We start from the raw sequence: 7,860 nt of genomic DNA, 5'->3' as shown, positions 1-7,860 counted from the left end.
GCGGCGCTCTCCCGGTCGGCGGCGCCTACTATGTCACCACTGGGGCGCGGTCCCGCACCCGGGACCGCGCCCCTGCCGGCGTTCACGGACGCCTGACGGCGCCGCGTGGGATCAGAGGTACTTGACCAGCTCCGGCATCAGGTCCTGGAAGGTCCGCCCGCCGGCCGGCTGGCCGATCGCCGTCATCTGCCAACCGCCCGCCGTGCGCTGCACCTTGGCCATGATCTGCGCGGTGTACGGACCGCCGCCGGTGAGCGTGTAGCGGGCCAGCTCGATGCCGGTGGTCTCGTCCACGAGCCGACAGAAGGCCGCCTCGACCTCCTGGAAGGTCTGCCCGGTGAAGGAGTTGACGGTGAAGACGATCTGATCGACCGTGGCGGAGACGGTGGTCAGGTCGACCGTGATCGACTCGTCGTCCGTCGCGTCGCCCGCGCCGCCGACCAGGTTGTCCCCGCTGTGCCGCACCGAGCCGTCGTTGCTGTTGAGGTGCTGGAAGAACACCACGTCCACCGGTCGCCCCTGGGAGAACAGCACCGCCGAGGCGTCCAGGTCGATCTCCCGGCCTGCGGACAGCAGCTTGGCGAGGAAGCCCTTGCGCTCGGCCGCCTTCCAGCCGAGGCCCATCCGGACCAGGCTCAACTGCCCGCCGCCCGGCTTCTCCAGGCTGATCTTCTGCCCCTTGGCCAGCGAAACGCTCATCGCGTCCTCCTCGTTCTGCCACCGCCCGTGCCGCGAATCTACAGCACTGTAGAGAATTTATGATCATCAACGGTGTCCTGTCGGCACCCCTACCCCGTACTCCCCCGAACCTCACCCCGACAACGGTCCGCACACTGATGGAACCGGCGGTCCGACGTCTGGCGTAGCCGCGGACCGGGACCGGACCGGCGGGGCGGCGCACCGTCTAGGGTCGGCCCGAGGTCGCCGCCCCGGGGCACGCCGACACCGACGGCGCCCGGCCTCCGCACCGCCCGCAGTGCTCACGACCGTTCCCGGGCCGGACCCACCCGCACCGGCCCGCTCACGCTGGGGGGACCACCATGCCCGAGCAGCACGAAGGAACCGAACAGCACGAAGGAAACGACCGGCACCCGACACCACGAGGGTCCGAAGGCTCCCGCCTCAACCGCCGCCGCCTGCTCCGGGCCGGCCTCGGCGTGGGGGGCGCCCTGGCCACCGTCCGGCTCCTGCCCGGCGGCACGGCCTGGGCCGCCACGGCGCCGGGCCACGAGTTCGGCACCGCGGAGTTCGACGGCATCTGGCCCGACACCCACCGCGCCGCACTGCGCACCACCGGCCCCACCGCGGCCGCCCAGACCTGGCCGGACTGGGCCCGCTACGCCCGCATCGCCGACGGCACCTTCAACGAGCCCGCCGACATGCAGGGTTACGTGGACGCCCTCAAGGCGCAGGAGGTCAGCGTCATCGAGCTGGACACACTGCTGTCCAACTGGCTCACCGACGCCGAGTTCGCCGCCCACATGGCCGAGGTGAAGCAGTTCACCGGCCTCGCCCACGCCGCCGGCCTCAAGGTCGTCATGTACTACCCGTCGCTGGAGCTGATCTCCCCCGGCGGAGAGAAGGGCCGCTCCTTCTACAAGAACGACCAGGGCAAGAACTGGGTCCAGCGCGACCTCGCCGGAAAGCCCAACGTGTTCTACGGCAGCGTGGTCGTCTGGGTCGACCCGGGCGACGAGAGCGTCTGGCTCAGCCCCAACTCGCCCTGGCGGGACTACTACCTCAAGCGGATCAAGGGCGTGGCCGCGACCGGCGTGGACGGCATCTGGCCGGACGTCCCGATCTACTTCGACGGCGTGCTCTCCTGGTGCGACGCCTCCACCTGGGGCACGGCCGCGTTCAAGGCCGACACCGGCCTGGACCTGCCCAAGGCCGCGAACTACGCCGACCCGGTCTTCCGCCGCTACGTCGAGTGGCGCCACCGCAACCTGCTCGGGTTCCAGCTGGACATCGCGGCCGCGGGCCGCTCGGTCAACCCCGACCTGGTCACCTTCGTCGAGACCGTCTCGATGGACTACCGCTACGCCACCTCGATCGGCCTGGACGGCGGCTACCTGCGCCAGGCCCCCGGCGCCGTCAGCCAGGTCTGGGAGGTGGACATCCTCGGCAACTACGACGGCATGCGGCACGCCACCGCCTCCGACTGGACCTGTCTGATCTCGATGTACAAGTACGCCCGCGCCGCCAGCGGCACCAAGCCGGCCTGGGCGTTCTCCTACGGCTGGCAGGCCGACGACGCCTCGCTGGTGATGTCCCAGCTGATCGCGGCCGGCTGCAACCCGTACGAGGTGAAGACCCCGTTCAAGAACGACACCGTGGACGCCGCGATGCGCACCCGGATGTACCGCTTCGTGCGCGTCAACCAGGCCAAGCTCTACGACCCGGTCTCGATCGCCCAGGTCGGCGTCTACCACTCGGCGCCGTCCCGGGACTACGTGTCGCCCGGCGAGGGCAACGGGATGTACGTCAACGCCAACGCCCCTGCCGGGGTCGCCGACTGGTGGGGCGGCAACGACCCGCAGATGAGCTGCGCCTCGCTCCCCTGGCTCGGCGAGTTCCGGGGCGCCGTGAAGGCACTGGTCTACGCCCACGTCCCGTTCGACACGGTGCCCAGCCCGGGCCTGACCGCCGACGACCTGGCCCGGTTCAAGGTGCTGCTGCTGCCCAACCTCCAGGCGGTCTCGGACACCGAGGCGGCGCTGCTGCGCGGCTTCGTCTCGGCCGGCGGAACGATCGTGATCACCGGCCCGGCTCCCACCGCACTGGACGAACTGGGCGGCCAGCGCGCCGAGTTCGCACTCTCCGACGTGCTCGGCCTGCGCAAGGCCGACCCGCTGCCCGCCACCCGGCAGAACTCCTTCGGCAGCGGCAGCTGCTGGTACGTCAAGGCCCTGCCCGGGCTGAGCTACCTGACCAGGACCGACCAGGCCTCGGCGGACCAACTGCTCGCCGCCGTCCGGCAGTCCGCCCCGCCGGCCGTCACCCTGGCCGGTGACCGGCGGATCTTCCTGGACGCCCGGCGGCTCGGCGCCGACACCGTCGTCCACCTGGTGAACTTCAGCAACTTCGGGGACACCCCGGCGGCGTTCCACAGCAGCCCCGCCAACTGCACGCTCTCCTACGCGCTCCCGGCCGGTGCGAGCGTCACCGCCGTCACCGTCGCCGGTCCCGACGGCACCGACCCGGCGCCCAAGGCCGTCCCGTACACCGTCACCGGCGCGACGGTCAGTGTGCCGCTGACCGTCGCCCAGTACTCGGTGGTCACGATCACCGTGGCCTAGGCCCGGACGGGCTCTAGCGCGCCGGCGCGGGGATGCGCCAGAGGGCGGCGGGGTTGGCCTCGCCGCCCGGGGCGGACTCGAAGGCGATCCACTTCCCGTCCGGGGACCAGCTCGGCGCACCGTCGTAGGCGGTGTCGTCGCGGGTCACCCGGACGGGAGGGCCGCCGTCCGCCGACACCACGAAGAGCTGGGCGTTCGGCAGGTCGCCCAGATTGGAGGAGAAGACCAGGTAGCGGCCGTCCGGGGACCAGCTCGGGTCGGTGTGCTCGCCCGGCACGTCGGTGACCTGCCGCAGTCCGCGGCCGTCCGCGCCCACCGTCCACAGCGACCAGTCCTCGCGGCCCGCACCGCGCCGCTGGAAGACGATCCGGTCACCCTTCGGGGACCAGTTGGGCTGCCGGTTGTCCGTGCCGGTGCCCCGGCCGTCCACCAGCGGGACGGGGGCGCCGCCGCCCCGGCGGACCTTCCAGAGGGAGTCCTGCTCGGCCGTGTCGTCCTGCCCGGCGGCGGCCCGCTCCGGCTCCCAGCTCCGCTGGAAGACGATCCACTCGCCGTCCGGGGAGAAGCTCGGTTCGCTGTAGCCGCTGCCGTCGGCGTGGCTGGTCACCCGCTCGGGGGTGCCGCCCGGCCTCATCAGCCAGACCTCGTCGTGGCCGGACTCCCGGTCGGTGGCGAAGGCGAAGGCGTCGGCGGCGGCGTTCCAGCTGGCGCCGGGGAGGTTGACGGCCGCCCGGTCCGGGTCGGCCAGCACCGTACGGGGTGCGCCGCCGTCCGACGGCAGGATGCCGAGGGCGGCGGCGCCCTTGTTGTAGCCCCCGCTGAACTCGGTCAGCAGCACCGAGCGGCCGTCCGGGGCGAAGGCCGGGTTCTGGGCGCTTCGGCCGCCCCCGGCCCGGTAGAGCAGTTGGGCGCCGTCGGCGCGGCGCTCGACACCGGAAGGCCCGGGCCCGGGCCGCTCCTCGACGGCGGGTCCGGAGCCCGCGCCCGAACTCGAACCGGAGCCCGAACCGGAGCCCGGATCCGAGTCCGAGCCACTACACCCGGCCAGCAGCAGGACGGCGCCGACCGCGACCGACGCGAGCACGCGATTCCTCATGCCCACAAGCTAGTTGACGCTCCATCAACTGTCGTACGCCGCCGGGCCGATCGGGACCCGCCAGTCGGCAGGGGCCGCCGCGCCTCCGGTGGCACCCGGGCCCCGCCGACCGGCCGGGTCCGTCAGTCGGGGCTCCGCTCCAGCCGCACCAGTGCGTCCACCGCGACCCGGGCACCCGCCGCGACCCCGCCGGCCCCGCCGGGCTCTCCGACCCCGCCGGCCTCACCGGCCCGGTGCCCGGGCTCGCCACCGACCGTGCGGCGCACCCGCTCGGCGCGCACGATCCGCAGCCCGAGGTCGGCGAGGTCGGCCAGGACGTCCTCCGGTGTGAACAGCACGGCCGGGTCCTGCGGGCCGCCGGCACCCTCGGTGAGGTTGCTCAGGTCGTGCCCGACGACCAGCAGGGTGCCGCCGGGGGCCAGCGCGTCGGCGGCACGGCGCAGCGCGGCCCGGCGGTCCGCGGCGGGCAGCTGGAGGTAGGCGACCAGGACGAGGTCGTACCCGGCCGCGGCCTCGATGGTGCGGGCGTCGCCGTGGCGCCAGGTGAGCCGGTCGGCGACCTCGTCGGGCAGGTCCGCGGTGAGCCGTTCGGCGCGTTCCAGCGCGACGGCGGAGAAGTCCAGGCCGGTGACCTCCCAGCCCTGGGCGGCCAGCCAGATGGCGTTGCGGCCCTCTCCCGCGGCCAGGTCGAGGGCGTGCCCGGGAGTGTGGCCGGTCAGTTCACGGACCACCCACCGGTTGGGCGCCGCGCCCCACACCAGCTCGCTCGCGGCGTAGCGGTCGTCCCAGTCCTGGCTGTCCATCGCGCCTCCTCCGTTCGACGGGCCTGCTCGTACGGTCAACCTACCGGGCCGACGCTCCCGCGGCCGGGAACGTCCCAGCGGGCGGACACCCTTGACGGCGGATATTGGTCCAGTCCAATCTGTTCAGTCGTGACGTGCACGGGTCGACCACCCGTCATGCCCGTGCACCGCCCGTCCCATGCGTCACCAGCCCGCGCGCCCCCACCGCGCCCGGGCCGGCTCCCCAGGCCCGCCCGGGCCGCAGCACCGCCGGAAACCCCCACACATCCGGAGGATCCACCGCATGCACGACCGTGTCCTGCCCGCACAGTCAGCCCACCCCGACGGGGAGCGCACCGGCCGCCGGGCCGCCCATCGCAGAAGGGCCACCGCGCTGGCGCTGGCCGCCACCCTGACCACCAGCGGCGCCGCGATCGCCCTGACCTTCGGCTCCGCCTCGGCCGCCCCGGTCAACCTGCTGACCAACGGCGACTTCGAAACCGGCACCCTGGCCGGCTGGACCTGCTCCAACGGCTCGGTCGTCACCACCCCGGTGCACGGCGGGACCCGCGCGCTCAGCGGCGCCGCCTCGGCCTCCGACACCGCGCAGTGCCAGCAGACGGTCGCCGTCCAGCCGAACACCACGTACACCCTGTCCGGCTTCGTCCAGGGCAGCTACGTCTACCTGGGCGCCACCGGCACCGGCGTGAACTCCTCGGCCTGGTCGCCGGGCGGGACCGGCTGGAACCAGCTGAGCACCACCTTCACCACCGGTGCCACCACGAACTCCGTCACCGTCTTCACCCACGGCTGGTACGGCACCGGCACGTACTACGCGGACGACCTCACGCTGACCGGTCCGGCCGGCCCCACCCAGACCAGCAGCCCGACGCCGACCAACAGCCCCAGCCCCACCAACAGCCCGTCGCCGACCAACAGCCCGTCGCCGACGAACAGCCCCACCCCGACCAACAGCCCCACCCCGAGCGGCACCCCCACCTCCCCCACCCCGACGCCGACGGCCACCGCGAGCGGCCCGGCCGGGGACGGCAAGGTCACCACCCCGACCGGCTTCGCGGTCACCAGGACCACCTCCAACGCGGTGGTGCTCACCTGGCAGCCGGCCACGCTGACCAGCGGTGACGGCGTGGTCGCCTACAAGGTGTGGTCCAACGGCCAGCTGGTCGCCACCTCGATGGGCACCTCGGTCACGGTCAGCTCGCTGCTGCCGGGCAAGAGCTACACCTTCAGCGTCCAGGGCTACTCCGGCAGCCATGCCTCCGCCCAGTCGGCGCCGGTGTCCACCGCGACCTCCGCCGCCCCCGCGCAGCAGCAGCCGGTCCGCTCGGCGTACTTCGACCAGTGGGGCGTCTACGAGAACGCGTACAACGCCAAGAACGTCGACACCAGCGGCGCCGCGGGCAAGCTGGACGTGGTGCACTACGCGTTCGCCAACATCGACCCCACCAAGTTCACCTGCTTCCAGACGGTGAAGGCCTCCGACTCGGCCAACGAGTCCAACCCGAACGCCGGTGACGGCGCGGGCGACGCCTACGCCGACTACCAGGCCGACTACAGCGGCGCCACCAGCGTGGACGGCACCAGCGACACCTGGGAGCAGCCGCTCAAGGGCAACTTCAACCAGCTGCGGCAGCTGAAGGCCAAGTACCCGAACCTGCGGTACACCATCTCGATCGGCGGCTGGACGTACTCCAAGTACTTCTCCGACGCGGCCGCCACCGACTCCTCCCGGAAGGCCTTCGTCTCCTCCTGCGTCGACATGTTCCTCAAGGGGAACCTGCCGACCGGTGTCGCCGGTGACGCCTCCGGCGGCCAGGCCTCGGCGGCCGGCCTCTTCGACGGCATCGACCTCGACTGGGAGTACCCGGGCTCGGCCGGCGGCCACACCGGCAACCACTACTCCGCCGCCGACAAGCAGAACTTCACCCTGCTGCTCAAGGAGTTCCGCACCCAGCTGGACACCCTCGGCGCCGCCCAGGGCAAGCGCTACATCCTGAGCGCCGCGCTGCCCAGCGGCCAGGACAAGATCGCCCAGCTGGAGACCGACAAGATCGGCGCCTACCTGGACTACGCCGACGTGATGTCCTACGACATGCACGGCGCGTGGGACGCCACCGGCCCGACCAACCACCAGGACCCGCTGCACGACAGCCCGGCGGACCCGACCACGCCGATCACCCCGGGTGCCCGCAAGTACAACGTGGACACCACGCTCGCGGCGTACACCACCGGTCTGCCCGAGTACGGCATCCCCGGCGGCTTCCCGGCGAACAAGATCGTGCTGGGCATCCCGTTCTACTGGCGCGGCTGGACCGGCGTCCCGGCCGGCTCCAACTTCGGCCTGTACCAGAGCGCGACCGGCCCGACGGCGAAGAAGCCGCTGAGCCAGGAGTCCGGCCTGGCCGCCTGGAAGGAGCTCAACCTGACCGCGGCGCAGACCCACTGGGACCCGGTCACCGAGAGCAGCTGGGCCTACGACGGCACCAACTTCTGGACCGGTGACACCCCGCAGGCCGTCCAGGCCCGCGGCGCCTACGCCAAGAGCAAGGGCCTGGGCGGGCTGTTCGCCTTCTCCCTGGAGAACGACGACGCCTCCGCCACGATGCTCAACGCGATGGACTCCGCCCTTCGCTGACGCCCGTCGACTGAGACGCAGTGAGTG

At 72.5% G+C, this 7,860-nt stretch carries 5 protein-coding genes; 2 read left to right on the top strand and 3 right to left on the bottom strand.

Annotated elements, in window-relative coordinates:
* Nucleotides 1-111: 111 nt before the first annotated feature.
* Nucleotides 112-699 (bottom strand): TerD family protein, encoded by a 588-nt coding sequence (locus tag ACFRAR_RS31185; protein WP_380702276.1) that lies wholly within the window; start codon nt 697-699, stop codon nt 112-114.
* Between the two features lie 341 nt (nt 700-1,040).
* Here ACFRAR_RS31185 and ACFRAR_RS31180 point away from each other — a divergent pair, with 341 nt between their 5' ends.
* Complete coding sequence (locus tag ACFRAR_RS31180) at nt 1,041-3,299, top strand: hypothetical protein (protein ID WP_380702274.1); 2,259 nt, start codon at nt 1,041-1,043, stop codon at nt 3,297-3,299.
* 13 nt (nt 3,300-3,312) lie between these two features.
* On the opposite strand, the gene ACFRAR_RS31175 is transcribed toward ACFRAR_RS31180, so the two are convergent.
* Together ACFRAR_RS31175 and ACFRAR_RS31170 are read right to left on the bottom strand one after the other, a co-directional pair.
* Nucleotides 3,313-4,395, bottom strand: coding sequence for a hypothetical protein (locus ACFRAR_RS31175; protein ID WP_380702272.1), 1,083 nt, complete (start codon nt 4,393-4,395; stop codon nt 3,313-3,315).
* A gap of 122 nt (nt 4,396-4,517) precedes the next feature.
* Nucleotides 4,518-5,198, bottom strand: a complete 681-nt coding sequence (locus ACFRAR_RS31170) for a class I SAM-dependent methyltransferase (RefSeq protein WP_380702270.1) — start codon at nt 5,196-5,198, stop codon at nt 4,518-4,520.
* A 283-nt stretch (nt 5,199-5,481) separates the two neighbouring features.
* On the opposite strand from ACFRAR_RS31170, the gene ACFRAR_RS31165 reads away from it, so the two are divergent.
* The gene (locus ACFRAR_RS31165; RefSeq protein ID WP_380702268.1) at nt 5,482-7,833 is read left to right on the top strand and encodes a glycosyl hydrolase family 18 protein; all 2,352 of its coding nucleotides are present in this window, start codon (nt 5,482-5,484) and stop codon (nt 7,831-7,833) included.
* The last annotated feature ends 27 nt before the right edge of the window (nt 7,834-7,860 follow it).

Origin of the sequence: Kitasatospora sp. NPDC056651, from assembly GCF_042792155.1 — a bacterium.
In the GTDB taxonomy this organism is placed as follows: Bacteria; Actinomycetota; Actinomycetes; order Streptomycetales; family Streptomycetaceae; genus Kitasatospora.
This window is presented reverse-complemented; position numbering and strand designations above follow the sequence as displayed.